Source organism: Saccharopolyspora sp. ASAGF58 (genome assembly GCF_012277335.1).
In the GTDB taxonomy this organism is placed as follows: domain Bacteria; phylum Actinomycetota; class Actinomycetes; order Mycobacteriales; family Pseudonocardiaceae; genus Saccharopolyspora; species Saccharopolyspora hattusasensis.
Window position 1 is genome coordinate 3,005,396 of the sequence record NZ_CP040605.1, and the last position, 17,489, is coordinate 3,022,884.

The 17,489-nt window shown below is 70.5% G+C and carries 17 protein-coding genes, 1 pseudogene and 1 riboswitch; of the genes and pseudogenes, 11 read left to right on the top strand and 7 right to left on the bottom strand.

Annotated features, from left to right (window positions below):
* Positions 1 to 89 precede the first annotated feature (89 nt).
* The 4 genes from FDZ84_RS14215 (at position 90) to dapA (ending at position 3,470) form a co-directional block, all read left to right on the top strand.
* Positions 90 to 584 carry a hypothetical protein gene (locus tag FDZ84_RS14215; RefSeq protein WP_168586286.1) on the top strand — a complete coding sequence of 165 codons (495 nt, stop codon included), beginning with the start codon at positions 90 to 92 and terminating at the stop codon, positions 582 to 584.
* Between the two features lie 192 nt (positions 585 to 776).
* On the top strand, positions 777 to 1,508 hold the full coding sequence (locus FDZ84_RS14220; RefSeq protein WP_168586287.1) for an ESX secretion-associated protein EspG: 732 nt from the start codon (positions 777 to 779) through the stop codon (positions 1,506 to 1,508).
* A gap of 430 nt (positions 1,509 to 1,938) precedes the next feature.
* Complete coding sequence (locus FDZ84_RS14225; RefSeq protein ID WP_168586288.1) at positions 1,939 to 2,601, top strand: DUF3159 domain-containing protein; 663 nt, start codon at positions 1,939 to 1,941, stop codon at positions 2,599 to 2,601.
* Positions 2,602 to 2,630: 29 nt separating this feature from the next.
* On the top strand, positions 2,631 to 3,470 hold the full coding sequence (dapA, locus tag FDZ84_RS14230) for a 4-hydroxy-tetrahydrodipicolinate synthase (RefSeq protein WP_168586289.1): 840 nt from the start codon (positions 2,631 to 2,633) through the stop codon (positions 3,468 to 3,470).
* 357 nt (positions 3,471 to 3,827) lie between these two features.
* Here dapA and FDZ84_RS14235 read toward each other — a convergent pair whose 3' ends face one another.
* Positions 3,828 to 4,790 (bottom strand): N-acetylglucosamine kinase, encoded by a 963-nt coding sequence (locus FDZ84_RS14235; protein ID WP_168586290.1) that lies wholly within the window; start codon positions 4,788 to 4,790, stop codon positions 3,828 to 3,830.
* A 230-nt stretch (positions 4,791 to 5,020) separates the two neighbouring features.
* Here FDZ84_RS14235 and FDZ84_RS14240 point away from each other — a divergent pair, with 230 nt between their 5' ends.
* A complete protein-coding gene (locus FDZ84_RS14240; RefSeq protein ID WP_168586291.1) occupies positions 5,021 to 5,863 on the top strand; it encodes an amidohydrolase in 843 nt (280 codons plus the stop codon).
* A gap of 110 nt (positions 5,864 to 5,973) precedes the next feature.
* Entirely contained in the window at positions 5,974 to 6,147 is a 174-nt protein-coding gene (locus tag FDZ84_RS14245; RefSeq protein WP_168586292.1) for a hypothetical protein, read from the top strand.
* Between the two features lie 39 nt (positions 6,148 to 6,186).
* On the opposite strand, the gene FDZ84_RS14250 is transcribed toward FDZ84_RS14245, so the two are convergent.
* The 5 genes from FDZ84_RS14250 to FDZ84_RS14270 all read right to left on the bottom strand — a co-directional run bounded on the left by FDZ84_RS14250 (position 6,187) and on the right by FDZ84_RS14270 (position 11,445).
* Entirely contained in the window at positions 6,187 to 7,236 is a 1,050-nt protein-coding gene (locus FDZ84_RS14250) for an SIS domain-containing protein (RefSeq protein ID WP_168586293.1), read from the bottom strand.
* An 86-nt stretch (positions 7,237 to 7,322) separates the two neighbouring features.
* Complete coding sequence (locus FDZ84_RS14255) at positions 7,323 to 8,144, bottom strand: carbohydrate ABC transporter permease (RefSeq protein WP_168586294.1); 822 nt, start codon at positions 8,142 to 8,144, stop codon at positions 7,323 to 7,325.
* Complete coding sequence (locus tag FDZ84_RS14260) at positions 8,141 to 9,106, bottom strand: carbohydrate ABC transporter permease (RefSeq protein ID WP_246869009.1); 966 nt, start codon at positions 9,104 to 9,106, stop codon at positions 8,141 to 8,143. The genes FDZ84_RS14255 and FDZ84_RS14260 overlap by 4 nt, the downstream gene beginning before the upstream one ends.
* Before the next feature lie 2 nt (positions 9,107 to 9,108).
* Entirely contained in the window at positions 9,109 to 10,377 is a 1,269-nt protein-coding gene (locus FDZ84_RS14265; RefSeq protein WP_168586295.1) for an extracellular solute-binding protein, read from the bottom strand.
* Positions 10,378 to 10,554: 177 nt separating this feature from the next.
* Positions 10,555 to 11,445, bottom strand: a complete 891-nt coding sequence (locus FDZ84_RS14270; RefSeq protein WP_168584373.1) for an IS982 family transposase — start codon at positions 11,443 to 11,445, stop codon at positions 10,555 to 10,557.
* A 226-nt stretch (positions 11,446 to 11,671) separates the two neighbouring features.
* On the opposite strand from FDZ84_RS14270, the gene FDZ84_RS14275 reads away from it, so the two are divergent.
* From FDZ84_RS14275 to FDZ84_RS14285, 3 genes are all read left to right on the top strand, one after another.
* The gene (locus FDZ84_RS14275; RefSeq protein ID WP_168586296.1) at positions 11,672 to 12,427 is read left to right on the top strand and encodes a GntR family transcriptional regulator; all 756 of its coding nucleotides are present in this window, start codon (positions 11,672 to 11,674) and stop codon (positions 12,425 to 12,427) included.
* Between the two features lie 414 nt (positions 12,428 to 12,841).
* A complete protein-coding gene (locus tag FDZ84_RS14280) occupies positions 12,842 to 13,765 on the top strand; it encodes a hypothetical protein (RefSeq protein WP_168586297.1) in 924 nt (307 codons plus the stop codon).
* A 161-nt stretch (positions 13,766 to 13,926) separates the two neighbouring features.
* The gene (locus FDZ84_RS14285) at positions 13,927 to 15,057 is read left to right on the top strand and encodes a S1 family peptidase (RefSeq protein ID WP_168586298.1); all 1,131 of its coding nucleotides are present in this window, start codon (positions 13,927 to 13,929) and stop codon (positions 15,055 to 15,057) included.
* Positions 15,058 to 15,153: 96 nt separating this feature from the next.
* Here the strand turns inward: FDZ84_RS14285 and thiE are convergent, their stop codons facing one another.
* On the bottom strand, positions 15,154 to 15,825 hold the full coding sequence (gene thiE / locus FDZ84_RS14290) for a thiamine phosphate synthase (RefSeq protein WP_168586299.1): 672 nt from the start codon (positions 15,823 to 15,825) through the stop codon (positions 15,154 to 15,156).
* A gap of 122 nt (positions 15,826 to 15,947) precedes the next feature.
* Positions 15,948 to 16,053, top strand: a riboswitch (TPP riboswitch).
* On the opposite strand from thiE, the pseudogene thiO reads away from it, so the two are divergent.
* Both thiO and thiS read left to right on the top strand, forming a co-directional pair.
* Positions 16,041 to 17,171 (top strand): annotated as a pseudogene (thiO, locus tag FDZ84_RS14295) (glycine oxidase ThiO); the annotation flags it as partial. It overlaps the preceding riboswitch by 13 nt.
* Positions 17,159 to 17,359, top strand: a complete 201-nt coding sequence (gene thiS, locus FDZ84_RS14300; RefSeq protein WP_168586301.1) for a sulfur carrier protein ThiS — start codon at positions 17,159 to 17,161, stop codon at positions 17,357 to 17,359. The pseudogene thiO and the gene thiS, both read left to right, overlap by 13 nt.
* Positions 17,360 to 17,489: the final 130 nt, after the last annotated feature.

Consider the following 17,489-nt stretch of genomic DNA (forward strand, 5'->3'; position numbering starts at 1 on the left):
TGGGGAACCCGGTGCTTCCGCTGGGTGGCCCGCCGCCGCGGCCTCCGGCGGCTCCCGGGCCGCCGCCCGAGGGGCCGCCGAGCGGGCCCATGCCGCAGGCCGGGCGCCTGGTCGGTCCGCCGCCAGCGCGGCCGGACGGCCCGCCGAGCGGTCCGATGCCGGTCAACGCCGGGCCACCGCCGCCTGCTCCGCCGGCACCGCCGCGCCAGGAACCACTGCGTCCGCCGGAACAGCAGCCCCCGGCGGACCGGCCGGTGCCACGACCGGCGCGGGCGCCGAAGCTCGCGCAACGCGCCGACGGCGGGTTCGGGCCGATGGGGTCGTCGGGCACCTGGGGTGCGTCGGCGTCGGGTCGGTCCGGTTACGGCCGGAACATGACCTGGTCGGCCGACGACTTCAAGGAGGAACGGCGGGACGACGACCTGCGCGCCGGCTCCGGCTACAAGCCGGGGGAGAGCGGTAGCGGGGCGGTGCCGCAGTTCCTGGTCGAGGCCGACGAACTCTTCGAAGAGGAAGACGGCGGCGGTCGGCTGGTGGCCCCGCCAGTGCTGGGCGAGGCCCCGTCGAGCTTCCGGGACTTCTGAGGACTGCTTCGAAGTGGCATGCGCAGCGGTGCGGGAACCTCGGGCGTCTTCTCCCGGTGCGACCCCGCGCCGGTGCAGGCCGCGAGCGGCTCCAGCCGTTTGCGGGAATGATCTCTGCGGGCACGGCCGGTGCCCCGGTTGGCGCGCTGACCGGGGTGCCGGTCGGCGCACCCCGACTCGAAATGAGCTGTGATGGTCGAGACGATCACCCTGTCGATCCCCGCCGTCGACCTGCTCGGTGAGCAGCTGAACCTCGCCGTGCGCCAGTACCCGTTCGATCTCCCGCGAATGGGCGAGGCGGAGGACCGCAACCGGCTGGCCGCCCAGGTGTGGCAGGAGCTGGAGTCGACCGGTCTGGCTCGCAACGGCCGACCGGAGCCCGAGGTCGAGGACGCGCTGTACCTGCTGTGCAGCTCCGAGGTGTCGATCGCCGCCGCCGGGCTGCTCGACGTGCGCGCCGGGCAGCGGCTCACCGCGCGGGTGGTGGCGACGGGTGAGGTCGGCGTGGTCGGTGTGCTCGACGGCAGGGGGTTGCGGATGAGATTCCTCGCCCCGGACACCCTGCCGAGGGTGTGCGCCGACCTGCTGCCCGACGCGCCGCCCGGCGGTGGCGGTGAGGTGCGCGCGGTGGCCGACCGCAGCCACGGCCGCCCGACCGATGCCGACATCGACGGGCTGGCGGAGCTGCGCGCGATCACGTCGGGGCAGAAGTACCGGCTCGGGCACTTCGTGGTCGGCGGCGCCCGTCGGGGCGGGCCGCAAGGCCGGATCCCGAACCTGATCTGGTTCGACAACGACCGGGGCCGCTACGCCCTGCAAGGCGAGCGCGCCGACGGCCAGGACGTCGTCACCTGCCGCCCGGCGGACAAGCCCCGCATCGCTCGCCAGCTGGCGGCCCTCCTCGCCCGCGCCCGCCGCCCCTGACCGACCGGCTCGGGACGAAGCACCAGTTTTCCGCAATTTCAACCGGTTTTCCGCAATTTCAATGGAAATCAGAGGTCCGATTTCCATTGAAATTGCGGAAGTTATCCACAGCCGTCCGGAGTTATCCACATCCTTTCCGCGGCACCAAGATCGACACCCAGCAAGTCCGGCACGTCTCGGCGAGGCCGGCATGTCCCAGCAAGCCCGGCATGGCTCTGGCAAGGCCAGGCGCAGCTTGGCGAGGGGGCATGTCCCAGCACGTTCCGGCGCATCGCAGGACAGCGCTGCCCGTACGTGCCTCGGGCTCCGAGGTCGCGGGATACCGCGGTCGGCGTGAGCCGCTCCGACGAGCGGGGGAATCCCGGAACTGGGCGAGGTGCCCGCCACGGGTGGGTGCGAGCGGGGCCTTGGTTCGGGCAGGCTGGGTTCCGTGACCCAGGACCGGCAGGTGGAGATCGCAGCGGACCGCGACGACCGCGACTCGTTCATCCGGCTGCTCGGTGGCCGCGGCAGCGCGGTCGACGCGAGCCTGCCGCCGATCGCGTTCGGCCTCGGGTGGTTCCTCGGTGGCGAGTCGATCGCCATCGGCGGCGGCGCGGCCGTGGTGGTGGGCGCGCTGATCGCGGGCTGGCGGCTGCAGCGGGGTGCCCGTCCGCTGGCGGTGCTGATCAGCCTGCTCGCGGTCCTGGTCGGTGCCCTGATCGCGCTATATACCGGCGACGCCGCGGACTTCTTCCTGCCCCGGCTGGCGTCCAACGTCCTCAGCGCGCTCGTCTGGATGATCAGCATCGTGATCCGCTGGCCGCTGCTCGGCGTGGTCGTCGGGGCGGCGCTCGGCCAGGCCCGGCGGTGGCGCCGCGATCCGGTGCTGCTGCGCGCCTACAGCCGGGCGAGCTGGGTCTGGGTCGGGCAGTACATGGTGCGGCTGGTCGTGTTCATCCCGCTGTGGCTGCTGGGCGCCACCGGTGCGCTGACCATCGCGCAGGTCGTGCTGACCTGGCCGCTGGTGGCGGTCTGCATGGCGGCGAGCTGGTGGGTGGTGCGGCGGTCGCTGCCGCCGGAGCACCCCGGGCTGCGGCATCCGCGGTCGTGACCGCGCGGCTCGAGGAGCAGAATGTTGCCATGTCTCTCGGCAGCGTGATCACCGCGATAGTCACCCCGTTCGACGACGAGATGCGCGTCGACGAATCCGCCTTCCTCGCCCTGTTCCGCCACCTGATCGACCACGGCTCCGACGGCATCGTGGTCTGCGGGACGACCGGCGAGGCGCCCACGCTCACCGACGCGGAACACCTGCGGCTTATCGAGCTGGCCTGCGCGGAACGTCCGGCGGGTGCCACGGTGATCGCCTCGACCGGGTCGAACAACACCGTGCACGCCTGCGAAATGACGGAGCGGGCGACCGAGCTCGGTGCTGACGCGGTGCTCTCGGTGACCCCGTACTACAACCGCCCGAACCGGCGCGGCCTGGTCCGGCACTTCACCGAGATCGCTCGGGCCACGGACAAGCCGGTGGTGCTCTACAACGTGCCGTCCCGGATCGGCCTGTCGCTGCCGCACGACCTGCTCGCCGAGCTCGCCCAGGTCGAGCACATCGACTACGTCAAGCAGGCGGACAACGCCGCGCTCGCCCAGATCGACGGCCTCGGCCTGTACGCGGGCAACGACGACGGCCTCGCGACGGCCCTCGACATCGGGGGACTCGGCGGCATCCTGGTGGCCAGCCACCTGGTGGGCCCGCAGATGCGGCGGATGGTCGACGAGCCGGAGCACCGCGCGGAGATCGACGCCGCGCTGAAGCCGCTGTACGCGGCGTTGTCGGTGACGACCAACCCGATCCCGGTCAAGGCGGCGCTCAACCTGACCGGCCACCGGGTCGGAGGCGTCCGCCTCCCGCTGGTCGAAGCGGACGAGTCGGAACTGGCCGTCATCCGCAAGGGCTTGCGGGAAGTCGGGTTGTGATGGAGCCGCGGGTCTTCTGAGCTGGAGCCGCCCAGAAGACCTGCGGTCCCGGCTGATCAGCGCAGCGCGGCGAGGAGATCGAGAAAGCCGCTCCAGCGATCAGCAGGATGCCGCCGGTTCTGGACGCCGCAGTACCGAACGCCCCTCGGCAGGCGCTTCCCCGGCCGTGGACGCTCAAGCGCGCAGAACGCCCGCCGTAGGGTGAACGCGCTCAGGTTCCTGCCCCATGCCGGCGGATTCCGTGCCCGTCGCTCGACTTGTTGCCACCGTCGCCGCACCGCTGGATCCGGCGTCCGCAGACAGGTCAGGCAGGAACGGCGACCTGTCCGCGGCGCTCGCGGGAAGCCGCCTCCGGTGTTAGCCGAGCAGGCGTTTGTGGAGGGTTTCCGGGGCCGCGGTGAGGTCCAGAGCCGCCAGCCAGGCCGCGCCCGCTTCACCGGGGCCTGCGGTGCGCTGGTCCTGGAAGCCGCGCTTTGACAGCGTGCCGCGCAGGGCCTCGCGGACCGGGTTGCCCGGTGCCATCAGCCCGCCGGCCAGCACGATCGTCCTGGTTTCCCCGTGGGTGCGGGTGGCCGCAGCGGTGTCGGCCAGGGCGCGGGCGGCGCGCAGGACGATGTCGGCTGCCGTTTCGTCCGCGGCCGCCGTGACCAGGGGTGCGAGCTCCGCCAAGCGGATCGGCGGGGCCGCGTTCACCGTGCTGATCAGCTGCTTCCGCTGCGCCGCCGGTGCGTCCGGTGCATTGGGCAGGAGTCGATCGCGCACGGCTGCCGTGAGCCCCTGCAGCGGTTCGTCGCGGTCTAGCGCTCGCAGCGCTGCTCGCACCGCTTCGCGGCCCAGCCAGAACGCCGACCCCTCGTCGCCGAGCAGCCAACCGTGGCCGCCGATGGTCGCGACCATCCGGTGCTGCTCGATCCGGGCCGCGATGGCCCCCGTTCCCGCGATCAGCACCGTTCCGCCGGGTTCCGGCGTGCCCGCCGCGAAGGCCACCTCGCTGTCGCTGATCGCTCGCCTGGCGCAGTGCAGGCCGAGCCGGGACCACGTGTGGTCGAACAGCGCGCTGAACTCCGGATCGGCCATCTTGCTGACCCCGGCCATGCCGATCACGCAGTTGCGCACCGCCGCCGGGTCGATCTCGGCGAGCGCGGACCGCGCGGCGTCGGCGATCTGCCGCATCGCTTGGTCGGCCGGGTGTGAGTTCGGGTTGCCGCCGGCCGCTTCGCCGCGGCCCAGCACCCGCCCCGACAGGTCGCTTACCAGGGCCCGGCTGGTGGTGCCGCCGATGTCCATGCCGAGTACGAGGGCCGCTTCGTCGCCGTGCATGCACTCTTTCTACCCGCCGCGACCGGGCATGGGGGCACGATCAAAACCGGTCACGACCGTTCCCGCAGATCCCTGGCGTCTGGAGTGGCGAGCGGCTATACATCGAGACGTTGCTGATCAGTCGGGGAGCTGGAAATGGACGACCTTGCCGGGTCATGCGCCGAACTGTCCTATTTGGATGGTTCGGGTGCGGTAGCTGCCGGAACCGCGGGCCGTTGCGGGGGAGCTCGATGACCGTCGACACCCACCACCACCTGTGGGACCTCGACGTCCGGGACCAGCCGTGGATCGTCGGGCCGGAGATGGAGTCGCTGCGCCGCGACTTCCGGCCGGCCGACCTGCAGGCGGCGTTGAAGGGCTCCACGGTGGACGCCATGGTTCTGGTGCAGACCGCCGCCGACCCGGACGAGACGCCCGAGATGCTGGTGCTGGCCGACAGCGTGGACCGCATCGCGGCGGTGGTCGGCTGGGTCGACCTGACCGCCCGGGACGCCCGCGAGCGGATTGGTCGCCTGCAGGCCCACCCGTCCGGCGGCTGGCTGAAGGGCATCCGGCACCAGGTCGAGAACGAGCCCGACCCGGACTGGCTGATCCGCCCGGACGTGCTCAACGGGCTGGCGGCGGTCGAGGACGCCGGGCTGGTGTACGAACTGCTGGTCCGCCCGCACCAGCTGCCGGCCGCGATCAAGGCGGTCGGCCAGTTCCCGCAGCAGACCTTCGTGCTGGACCACTGCGCGAAGCCGCCGGTGGCCACCGGTGAGCTGGAGCCGTGGGCGAGCCGGATCCGGGAGCTGGCCGCGTTCCCGAACGTGGTGTGCAAGCTGTCCGGTCTGGTCACACAAGACGACTGGGCCCGGCAACCTGATCCGGTGCGGCTGGCGCCCTATGCGGACGTGGTGCTGGAGGCGTTCGGGCCGGGGCGGCTGATGTTCGGCTCCGATTGGCCGGTGTGCCTGCTGGCCGCCGATTACGGGCAGGTCGTGGACTTGGCCCGGCAGCTGACCGCGGGCCTCGGCGACCGGCAGAGGTCGGCGGTGTTCGACGCCACGGCTCGCGAGGTGTACGACATTTAGGGAGTTTCGGCTCTACCGAACGCCGTGCCCCGAGGCTCGCGGCCTGCTCCGTTCGGCGTAGTCTGGCGATGCCCGTCTCACCCCGCCCCCTCGGTGAGGCGGGCTTTTACTTGCCCCGCAGCGGAAAGGCCCGCCGGCCAGCCGCCGCGCTGAGCATCGCCGCCGCGCTGAGCATCGCCGCCGCGCTGAGCATCGCCGCCGCGCTGAGCATCGCCGCCGCGCTGAGCATCGCCGCCGCGCTGAGCATCGCCGGAGTGGGGCGAACGGACCGTTCGTGCCGATAGGCGGAGTGAGTGGGCCGTTCGCTCCTCCTCCCGCAACCGTCAACGGGTGCGGGTGACCTTCTTCAGGCCTCGCGGCTTGTCGGGGTCGAAGCCGCGGGCCAGCGCCAGCCCGAGGGCCAGCTGCTGGACCGGCAGGACCTCCAGCACCGGCGCCAGCTCCTCGGCGCAGTCCGGCACCGGGATCCGGTGCGAGGCACGCACGTCCGAGGCCGCCGAGCCGATGGCGCAGACGTCCGCGCCGCGCTCGTGGACCACGTCGAGCACCTCGCGCATCGCGTCGCCGCCGCGCCCCTTGCTGCACAACGCGAGCACCGCGGTGTCCTCGTCGACCGCCGCGACCGGGCCGTGCAGCAGGTCGGCGCCGCTGTAGGCGCGGGCCGAGAGGTAGCTGGTCTCGGCAAGCTTCAGCGCCGCTTCGGAGGCGGTGGCCAGCGAGAAGCCGCGGCCGGTGGTGACCATCCGCTCCGCGAAGCGGTACCGGCGCACCGCCTCGTCCACCACCTTCTGGCCGGCGTCAAGGGCGGTCGCGGCCAGCTCGGGGATCGGCTCCGCGGTCGCGCCGGTCCCGCCCCGCACCGCGTCGACGAGCAGGTACAGGGCAAGCAACGTCGCGCTGTACGTCTTGGTCGCGGCCACTGCCTGCTCGCGGCCCGCCCGGATGTCCACCGATAGCTCTGCGGCGGAGTTCAGCGGGGAGTCTGCGGTGTTGGTGACCGCGACCGTCAGTGCGCCGCGGTTGCGGCCGGACTCGGTGACCTCCAGCAGGTCGGGGGACCCGCCGCTCTGGCTGACCGACATCAGCAGCACGTCGGTCAGGTTCGGTTGTGCGCCGTAGAGCGTGGTCGTCGACGGCGATGTCAGCCCGACAGGCAGTTCGAGCAGGACTTCGATCAGGTACTTCGCGTAGAGCGCGGCGTGGTCGCTGGAGCCGCGCGCGGCCAGCAGCGCGAAGCGCGGTCGGCGCTCCGCGATCGTCGCGGCGACCTCGGCGATCGCCTCCCGGCCGGCCAGCAGGTCGGCAAAGATCGCGGGCTGCTGGGAGATCTCGTCGGTCATGTGCCGACCGGGGGTGGCGGTCATCAGGCCCATCCCTTCCGTTGAGGTCTAGACCAATCCTACTTGGGGGTGCCACGGATTGTCAGGCGTGAAGCACCGCTAGCCACCGCTAGCCACCGCTAGCCCTTCAGCGCTCCCGCCGTGACGCCCGACACCATCTTGCGCTGCACCGCCAGGAAGAACACCAGGACCGGCAGCGTGAACAGGGTGGCCGAGGCCATCGTCGCGCCCCAGTCCGTGCCGAACGCGTTCTGGAAGGTCTTCAGGAACACCGGCAGCGTCTGGAGGTCCTCGGAGCGCATGAAGATCAGCGCGTACAGGAACTCGTTCCACGCCGTGATGAACGCGAACACCGAGGTGGCCACCAGGCCCGGCCCCAGCAGCGGCAGGGTGACCCGCCGGAACGCCCCGGCCCGGCCGCAGCCGTCCACCATCGCGGCCTCCTCCAGGTCCATCGGGATCCCGTCGATGAACCCGCGCAGCGACCAGATGGTGAACGGCAGGGTCGTGATCCAGTAGACGAGGATCAGCGAGGGCAGCTTGTTCAGCAGCCCCAGATCCCGCATGAACAGGAACATCGGCACCATCAGCGCCTCGAACGGCACCATCTGCGCGATCAGCACGAGCATCAGGAAGCCCTTGCGCCCGCGGAACCGGAACCGGCTCATCGCCAGCGCCGCCAACGCGCCCGCGACCAGCGAGCACGCGACCGCGGTGAGCGTGACCAGCAGGCTGTTGCCCAGGTAGCGGAGGAAGCCCGAGCCCAGCAGCGCGGTCGCGTAGTTCTGCAGCGTGACCGAGGTCGGCACCAGGTCGTAGGACGCCGACAGCACCTCGCCGCGTGGCTTGAGCGAGCTGGCGAACATCCAGTACGTCGGGAACGCGAACACCAGCGCGATGGCCACTGCCAGCACCGACAACCCGATCCGGCGGGTCCTCACAGCTCCACCTCCTGAGAGCGCAGCAGCAGCCGCAGGTACTGGGCGCAGACGACGACGAGCACGAGCACCATCAGCACGCTGACCGCGGCGGCCACGCCGAAGTGCTTGCCCGCGATGCCTTCGAGGTACTGCATGACCGGCAGCGTGGTGCTCCCGCCGTCCGGGCCGCCCTCGCGCATCGCCCACACCTGCGAGAACACCTTGAAGTCCCACAGGATCGACAGGAACGTCACGATCATCAGCACCGGCTTGAGGTGCGGCCAGGTGATCGAGGTGAACGTCTGCCAGCCGCCCGCGCCGTCGATCCCGGCCGATTCGTAAAGGTCGTTGGGCACCCCGAGCAGCGCGGCGTACAGCGTCATCGCCACGAACGGCACGGCCTGCCAGACGATCAGGATGCCCACCACGATCAGCGTGCTGGTGCCGCTGGCGAACCAGGAGTTCCCGGCGAACGAGTCGAAGCCGAGCAGCACCAGCGTCTTGTTCAAGATCCCGTACTGCTGGTCGAAGATCCACTGGAATACCGTGGTCGCGGCCAGCTGCGGCACCGCCCAGGCCAGCAGCAGGCTGATTTGCAGCACCACCCGCGGGACCGCCGGCACGTGCTTCATCAGCAACGCCAGCAGCAGGGCGCCGACCACCGTGGCCGCCACGATGCACGCGGTGAACACCACGGTCCGGACCGTGACGGTCCAGAACTCGGGGTTGGAGAGGATCTTGGCGTAGTTGCCGAAGCCGGTCCAGGTGAACTCACCGCGGGTGAGCTCGCCGAGGTCGAGCTTGCGGAAGCTGGTCACGACGACGTTCACCGCGGGCCAGCCGAGCAGGGTGATCAGGGCGAGCACCGCGGGAGCGAGCAGCAGGTACGGCATCGCTTCCCCGACTCGCGGGCGGCGCCGGGCGCCGGGCACCACGGGCGAGCCCGCAGTGCCCGGCGCCGGGCGGGTATGCGTGGCGGTCATGGTCAGTTGTTGCCCGCCAGCGCCTTGGTGATCTTGTCGTTCGCCTCCATCGTGGCGTCGACGACCGACTTCTGGCCGGTCAGCACCGCCGTCATCATGTCCTTCAGCGGGTTCTGCCCGGACTCGATGGCCGCCCACTGCGGGACCGCCGGCGGCACCTTGCCGTCCCTCGACGCAACGGCCATGGCCGCGCTGACCGGGCTCTTCGCCAGCGAGCTGGTGTCCTGCGAGGCGCCCGGCACGACGCCGCTGTCGGCGATCTCGGTCTGGTATTTCTGGCTGGTCAGCAGCCTCAGCCAGTCCTTGGCGGCCGCGGCGTCGGCACTGCCCGCCGGGATCGCCAGGGTGGAGCCGCCGAGGAACACCGGGGCGGTCTTGCCCGGGTGCTTCGACGGGATCGGGAAGGCGCCGGAGAGCTCGGCGATCCGCGGGTTCGTCTTCGCCGCGGTCTGCACCTCCCAGGGCAGCGCGATCATCATCGCGACTTTGCCCTTGGCGTACACCTCGGCCTGCTGCGGCTCGGCCTCGTCGGTGTCGGCCGGGGCGGACGTCGCCGAGGTCTTGACCAGCTGCTGGTAGAACTCGACGCCCTCGCGGGCCCCGGCGGTGTCCAGGGCGCCCTGGTAATTGGCGCCGTCGCGGACGGCGAGGTCGCCGCCGGAGTCCCAGATGAACGACAGCAGCGCGTACCAGGACTGGCCCGGCAGGTAGAGCGACTGGAAGTCGGGGTCCCCGCCGTGCTTCTGCTCCAGCTTGGTGATCGTGGCGAGCAGCTCGTCACGGTTGGTGGGCGGCTGGGTGATGCCGGCCTGCTGGAACAGCTCCTTGTTGTAGACGAAGACGCGGTTGGCGGCGTAGAACGGCACGGCGTACTGCCTGCCCTCCCACGCGCCGGACTCGGCCAGCGCCGGCACCCACTGCGACTTGTTCATGCCCTCGGCATCGGCGGTGAGGTCCAGCAGCGTGCCCTCGGAGGAGAACTGCGCCGTCTGGCTGTTCCCGAGCTCGATCACGTCCGGCGGGTCGTTGCTGGTCAGCGCGGTGGTCAGGCGGTCCTGGATGCCGTTCCACTGCTGAATCTGGTAGTCGACCTCCAGGCCCGGGTGGGTCTGCTCGAACTCCTTGTTGAGCTCGTCGATCAGCACGTCGGGCGCTGAGCCGTCCATCAACCAGACGGTCAGCTTGTTGTCGCTCTCGCCAGCACCGCCGCCGCAGCCGGCGAGTGTCAACGACAGCGCGGCTGCCGCTACGAGCGCTCTCCAGGTCTTCAATGTTCGCCCCTTCCTCCGCGCCAGTGCGGAGCCGCGGGTGCGGGGCACCCGCCCTCTTTGGTGTAGACCAATGTGATCAAGATTGTGGTCCGGGGCACACGATGTCAAGACTTTTCGGCGCTACTGTCATGCACGCATAAGGCTGGCCCCTAGATGATTGATTCCGTGAAGTTGGTGTTAGTGGTCGAACGCGATGAGTGAGCGTTTGCTGGTCGCGCCGGTTTCCCAGTTGTGCCAGATGCCTGCGGCCATGGCCAGCAAGCGCTGGGCGACGCGGGTGAACACGCCTGCCGGGGTGCGTCCGCCGTGCTGTTCGAGGCCGAGTTGGCTTTTGAGGGTCTGGTTGACCGACTCGATCCACTGGCGCACACCGCCGAGGTTGCCGCATGCGTAGGTTTCGTCCTTGCGGTCCGGGCGCAGTAGCCGCAGTTGCTTCGACTCGGTGAGTTTCTTGAACTCCTTGCCGGAGAAACCCTTGTCGGCCAACAGAATCTGGCCGTTGCGGATCAGGTAGTGGTTGTTGTCGAGTAACGCGGCCAGCACCTCGCGTTCGCCGATCTTGGGGTCGGCCAGGCACCACATGACCGGCATCCCGTCCCCGGTACACACGAGGTAGAGCTTCAGGCCCCAGTACCACCTGGAGTGTGACGCGCAGTAACCATAGTTGGCGTGGCCGGCCAGGTCCGAGCGTTTCACCGTCTCCCGGGACATGCCGCATGGCACCGGGGTGGCGTCGGTGATCCACAGGTCGTCGAACCAGGACGGGCAGCACGCGGCCAGGGTGATGATTGCCTTGCACAGCAAGGGCTGCGCGTTCCTCAAACGCTTGTTGTATCCGGGCTGGCGAGGCACGTGCGGGAACATCGCCAGCAGCTCGGGGTTGCTATGCACGTGCCGCATCCAGCGACGCTCACCGTTGTAACGCAGCAGAACCTGAGCCACCGCCAGCGTCAGCAACTCACTGTCGGTGAACAGCGGGCGCCGTCCCCGTCCGGTCCGAGCCGGGACGACATGGTCATCGATCAGCACGTAGAGTGCGGTCAGGAGGGTGTTCAGTTCTTTCGTCACAGTTTGATCTTGAACACCCTCCTCCCAGGCCGTCACACCGGCCCCCTTCACATGATCTTCACGGAATCAATCATCTAGCTTCGGGCGCTCGTGCATCGCGACGGCAACCCCGTCGTCCGCGACGCTCGCGCGGCCGGCTTTCGGGCATGCTGAGGTATTAGGACTCGGCAAGGCGGCTCGACGCCTCGGGGAGCGGAACGGCGGCAAAATTGCGGTAGGAGGAACGATGCTCGAAACGTCCGTGACCGGCGGGGCAGACTCGCCCGGACGCGCACAACGCGAACCGAAGTACTGGGGACTCAAGCAACACCTGCTGGACATGCTCCGATCCCTGCCGCCCGGTGCGCCGATTCCTACCGAGCGCTCGCTGGCCGCCGAGTTCGACGTCTCCCGCACGACGGTGCGCCAGGCGCTGGCCGAGCTGACCGTGGAAGGGCGGTTGCTGCGGGTGCAGGGCAAGGGCACCTTCGCGGCCAAGCCGAAGGTCGCCCAACGGCTGCAGCTGAGCAGCTACACCGAGGACATGCGCGCCCAGGGGCGTCAGCCCGCCTCGCGCCTGCTGGAGGTCGCCGAGGAACCGGCCGCGGAGGAGCTGGCCGCGCTGCTCGGGACCAAGCCGAGTTCGACCGTGCTGCGGCTGCGCCGGCTGCGGTTGGCTGACGGCGAGCCGATGGCCATCGAGACCACCCACCTGCCGCTGACCCGGTTCCGCGGGCTGACCGGCCAGCTGGAATCCGGCGGCTCCCTCTACCAGGTGCTGCGCGAGAACTTCGACGTCGAGCTCGGGCACGCCGAGGAGACGATAGAGACCGCACTCGCCAGCCCGGAGGAGGCCGAGCTGCTCGGCTCCGACGTCGGGCTGCCGATGCTGCTGCTGTCCCGGCACTCGTTCGACACCGAGGGGTGCCCGGTGGAATGGGTGCGGTCGATCTACCGCGGCGACCGCTACAAGTTCGTCGCGAGGCTCAACCCGCCCAACTGAGCTGGCGCCGGTTTTGCGCTAAAACGGTGTTTTCCGCTTGAAGGGCACCCCGGTCGGGGTGCCCTTCGTCGTTGCGGGCCGCGGCGTTACGCGTAAGTAAGAGCCTGTTGGTGAATGGTCTGGGTGGGTGGTCGCTTAGCGGAACCTGAGAGGTTCCCTGGACTGCGGGTGCCCCTCCTGATGTATGTCCAATACGCGGCGGAGGGGCCGTCCTCGCCAGAAAACCTCTCAGAACCCGCCGATGGTCTTCTTGGCAAGGTGAATGCAAGCGGCTACGCCGCTTCCAAAGGCGCGGACGGCATTCGCCGACAGGCTCTAAGTGGGAGTCCTCACGGTTCGGCAACGTTATGGAGAAATCGCTTGTGCTCACCCGTTAGAACGTTCTGGAGAGAGTGCATCAAGAGCGTGGGAGCCATGGTCAGGCAGAAAGAGGAGTCCAGCGAGCAGGAATCGGCCGAGGAGGGGGAGAAGTCCAAGAAGAAGCTCGACCTGTCACCGACCCAGGTCGCGGGAGCGGCGCTGGCCTCGGTGACCGCGGCCTTCCTGGGATCCCGGCTCGGGGTGGCGGGCACGATGCTCGGCGCCGCGCTGACGAGCGTGGTCATCACCGTGGGCGGCGCGTTCTACCAGCGGTCGTTCGACAGCGCGAAGGAGAAGGCGGTGTACGCCGCCGCGAAGGCCTCGGAGAAGCGGCTCAAGCGGACCACCGTCGCGCGCTTCGTGTCCAAGGCGGGCGAGAAGGTCGAGGCGACGCGGCACATCCACCTGACGCCCGACATGCACTGGCCGGGCGGGGAAACGGTGGTGGACGAGGACCGCACGGCGAAGATCGACGCCGAGGCCGCCACCCGCATGCTGAGCTGGTCCGGAACGGAGCAGGCGAGCGAGGTCGTCGAGACGCAGCCGAGCCCCGATCGGCGCAAGCTCCGGACCCGGTGGGTCGTGGTGGCCGCTAGCTGCGCGGCGGCTTTCGTGCTGAGCATGCTGATCGTCACCGGCGTCGAAGGGGTGACCGGCAAGCCGCTCTCCGGCGGCGACGGCGGAACGACGCTCGGCCAGGTGCTGCATCGCGATCCGCAGCCAACGCCCAGCACCCCGGCCAAGCCGGCCAAGCCGCGGGAGGCCCCGAGCGAGCAGCCGCAGCCGTCGACGGAGGTGAAACCCACCCAGCAGCCGGCGGAGCAACCCACCACGGAGGCCCCGGCACCCACCCAGCAGCCGACGCAGGCTCCGGCCTCGACCGAGCAGCCGAGCCAGGCGCCGGCCTCGGGCGTCGTCGACCCGCGCGACCCCGCCGCTAGGACGGGGGAGCTGCAGCAGTCCACTTCTGGGCGTTAAAAACCCCAGTTCAGGCGCCCCCTGTGCAACTCGATCGAGTTGCGCAGGGGGCGTTTTGGGTGAGATGGGGCGAAAGGGAAAATGTGGGACTGGTGAGCTCCTCTGATACTGGATCGGCGGCGGGGGTTCTGAGATCCAGCTCACGAAGAGGGAGACATCAGATGAAGCGCAGACTCGCGGCCCGGGTGGCCGGGACCGTGATGTTGGCGGCGGGGACGGTGGCCGCGCTGACCATGCCGGCCACCGCCACCACCACCGAAACCGCGCCGCCCGCGAGCGAAGCGGCGACCCTGCTCGACGCGATGCAGCGCGACCTGGGCCTCAACCGGGACGAGGCCCGCCAGCGGCTCGACCAGGAAGCCGCCGCCAACCGCGCGGAGCAGCAGCTCCGCGGCTCGCTGGGCGGCACCTTCGGCGGGGCCTACTTCGACCCGGCGAGCGGCAAGCTCGTCGTCGGCGTCACCGACCCGGCCGCCTTCGACGCGGTGCGGGCCGCCGGTGCCGAGCCCACGCTGGTCGACTACTCCATCGAGGAGCTCAACGGGGTCGTCGAGGGCCTGAATCTCCGCAGCACCGCAGCCCCCAAGCCGGTTTCCGGCTGGTACGCCGACAGCCGCGCGAACTCTGTCGTCGTCACCACCAGGCCGGGCAGCGCCGTCCAGGCGGCGCAGTTCGTGCAGTCCACCGGCGTCCTCGTTGACGCGGTGCGGGTCGTGGAGTCGACGGAGAACCCGCGCACCCTGGCCGACGTCATTGGTGGCAACGCCTACTACATCGGCAGCGCCCGCTGTTCGGTCGGGTTCTCGGTGCAGGGCGGCTTCGTGACCGCCGGGCACTGCGGCAACGAGGGCGACACCACGTCGCAGCCCACCGGCCAGTTCGAGGGCTCGTCGTTCCCGGACAACGACTACGGCTGGGTCCGGGTCGGATCCGGCGAGACCCCGCAGCCGCTGGTGAACCAGTACAACGGCAGCAACGTCAGCGTGGCCGGCTCCACCGAGTCCGCCGTGGGCGCGTCCATCTGCCGCTCCGGTTCCACCACGGGCTGGCACTGCGGTTCGGTGCAGGCCAAGAACCAGACCGTGCAGTACCCGCAGGGCACCGTGACCGGCCTGACTCGCACCGACGTCTGCGCCGAGCCAGGTGACTCCGGTGGTTCGTGGCTGTCCGGCAACCAGGCCCAGGGCGTGACCTCCGGCGGTTCGGGCAACTGCAGCTCCGGCGGCACGACCTACTTCCAGCCGGTGAACGAGATCCTCCAGGCCTACGGCCTGAGCTTGCTCACCCAGTAACGCCCCCGACCGGCCCCCGGCGATCGGCCGGGGGCCGCGTCATGTCCGGGGTACTCCCAGGTGGACGTCCGGTGCGGACCGCGTGATCGGCGGGTCTCAGCCCAGGTGGTCGCGGAGTTCGCGGGCCGCCGCCCTTGGGTCCTCGGCTCGGGTGATCGCGCGGACCACGACGATCCGCTCCGCCCCGGCCTTGAGGGCCTCGTCGAGGTTGTCCGGGCCGATGCCGCCGATCGCGAACCACGGCCGACCGTGCCCGCGGTGCTCCGCGGCGTGCTCCACCAGGCCGAGCCCGGCCGCCTGGCGCCCCGGCTTGGTCGGGGTCGTCCACACTGGACCGGTGCAGAAGTAGTCCACGCCGGGTTCGATGGCCGCGGCATCGGCCTGCACCACGTCGTGCGTGGACCGGCCGATCGCGACGTGCTCGCCGACGATGCGCCGGGCGATCTCCACCGGCAGGTCGTCCTGCCCGAGGTGCAGGATGTCGGCCTCGGCGGCCATCGCCACGTCCGCGCGGTCGTTCACCGCGAGCAGCGCGCCGTGCCGCACGCAGGCCTCGGCCAGCACCTCCAGCGCCGCCAGCTCGTGGCGGGCCTCCAGCGGAGCGCCGTTCGGTTGCTTGTCCCGCAGCTGGATGATGTCGACCCCGCCGGCCAAGGCCGCGTCCGCGAACTCCGCGAGATCACCGCGCTCGGTGCGCGCGTCGGTGCACAGGTACAGCCGCGACTCGTCGAGGCGGGCGCGGATGCCGAAGCCGTCCAATCCAGGCATGTTCCACAGGGTAGCCCCCTGCGGCGCGGCCGCCGTACGCGCTTTCGGCGCTCACGCCCCGGGCATCGTGAAAATTGCTCGACCTCGCCCTGACGTCGCAATCCTCGCCCGGTACGGTGGTCCTCGGTGAGCACGGGAGTCCGGGTACCGGGCTGAGAGGGGGCGTTGGCCCCGACCGTCGAACCTGATCCGGGTCATGCCGGCGCAGGGAGCGTGGAGTGTCTGAAGAACGGAAGAAGCACGTCGTCGTCGTAGGAGGCGGCGTGATCGGCATGTCCGTGGCCTGGCGCGCAGCCGCCGCGGGACACCGGGTGCAGCTCGTCGACGCCGAACCGGCGTCCGGGGCGTCCAACGTGGCCGGCGGGATGCTGGCGCCGATCGCCGAGGCGTGGCCCGGCGAAGAGGAACTGCTGGAACTGGGCGAGGCGTCGCTGCGGCTGTGGCCGGCTTTCGCCGGCGAACTCGGTCAAGCCTCCGGCCTGCCTTCCGGATTGCGCCGCGAGGGAACCCTGGTCGTCGGCGTGGACAGCGCCGACCGGGCCGAGCTGGACAGCCTCGTCGACTACCTCGCCCGGCTCGGCCGCACCGTCACCCGCCTGACCAGCCGGGATGTGCGACGCCTGGAGCCGTCCCTGGGGCCGGCGGTGCGCGGTGGGCTTGAGGTGCCGGGCGACCTCGCGGTCGACAACCGCCTCGCGCTGGCTGCGCTGCGCGCGGCCGCCGCTGCGGCGGGCGTCGATTTCGTCGCGGCGAACGCGAAGCGGGTCCGGCCCGGCGCGGTGGAGCTCGAAGATTCCACTGTGGACTGCGATGTCGTGGTGATCGCGGCGGGCGTCCACTCGGGCGCGCTGCACCCCGCGCTGAAGGACCGGATCCGGCCGGTGAAGGGCGAAATCCTCCGCCTGCGCGCGCGGCCCACGGCGCTGCCGCCGCCCAGCCGCACGATCCGCGGCCCGGTGCGCGGCCGGCAGACCTACCTGGTGCCGCGCGACGGCGGCGGGCTGGTGCTCGGCGCCACCCAGTACGAGGTCGGGTTCGACACCGAGGTCACCGTGGGCGGGGTGCGAGACCTGATCGCCGACGCCGAGCGGCTGATGCCGGGCATCGCCGAGTACCAGCTCGTCGAGGCCGCGGCCGGGCTGCGCCCGAGCACCGACGACAACCTGCCGGTGCTCGGCTGGCTGGAACCCGGTGTGCTGGCGGCCACCGGGCATCACCGCGGCGGCTTCCTGCTCGCCCCGGTCACCGTCGAGGCGGTGCTCGCGCTGCTGCACGGCGAGGAGCCCGCCACCGAGATCAAGGCCGCCGATCCGAGCCGATGGGGAGGACAGCAGTGCACGTCGTGATCAATGGGGAGACCCGGCAGGTAGCCGCCGACGCAACGCTCGCGGCGGTGCTGCAGGAATTCGGGGTGCCCCACCGGGGCGTGGCCGTGGCGCTGGACGGTTCGGTGGTGCCGCGTGCCGTGTGGCCGGACACCACGCTGAGCCCCGATGCCACCATCGAGGTCCTCACCGCAGTGCAAGGAGGGTGACGTGGCTCCGCCCCACCCGGAGGAGGGGCGTCCAACCGGAAAGCCGGAAAGGTTGCGGTCCAACCCGAACCGACCCCTTGCGAAGCAGAAGAAGCGCATCGAACCGGGCATCGGTTCCCGCGCCACCCGA

Coding starts and splice junctions, on each gene's coding strand:
- FDZ84_RS14215 (WP_168586286.1), top strand. CDS start 90: ATGCCGCAGGCCGGGCGCCTGGTCGGTCCGCCGCCAGCGCGGCCGGAC.
- FDZ84_RS14220 (WP_168586287.1), top strand. CDS start 777: ATGGTCGAGACGATCACCCTGTCGATCCCCGCCGTCGACCTGCTCGGT.
- dapA (WP_168586289.1), top strand. CDS start 2,631: ATGTCTCTCGGCAGCGTGATCACCGCGATAGTCACCCCGTTCGACGAC.
- FDZ84_RS14235 (WP_168586290.1), bottom strand. CDS start 4,790: ATGCACGGCGACGAAGCGGCCCTCGTACTCGGCATGGACATCGGCGGC.
- FDZ84_RS14240 (WP_168586291.1), top strand. CDS start 5,021: ATGACCGTCGACACCCACCACCACCTGTGGGACCTCGACGTCCGGGAC.
- FDZ84_RS14250 (WP_168586293.1), bottom strand. CDS start 7,236: ATGGGCCTGATGACCGCCACCCCCGGTCGGCACATGACCGACGAGATC.
- FDZ84_RS14260 (WP_246869009.1), bottom strand. CDS start 9,106: ATGACCGCCACGCATACCCGCCCGGCGCCGGGCACTGCGGGCTCGCCC.
- FDZ84_RS14275 (WP_168586296.1), top strand. CDS start 11,672: ATGCTCGAAACGTCCGTGACCGGCGGGGCAGACTCGCCCGGACGCGCA.
- FDZ84_RS14280 (WP_168586297.1), top strand. CDS start 12,842: ATGGTCAGGCAGAAAGAGGAGTCCAGCGAGCAGGAATCGGCCGAGGAG.
- FDZ84_RS14285 (WP_168586298.1), top strand. CDS start 13,927: ATGAAGCGCAGACTCGCGGCCCGGGTGGCCGGGACCGTGATGTTGGCG.
- thiE (WP_168586299.1), bottom strand. CDS start 15,825: ATGCCTGGATTGGACGGCTTCGGCATCCGCGCCCGCCTCGACGAGTCG.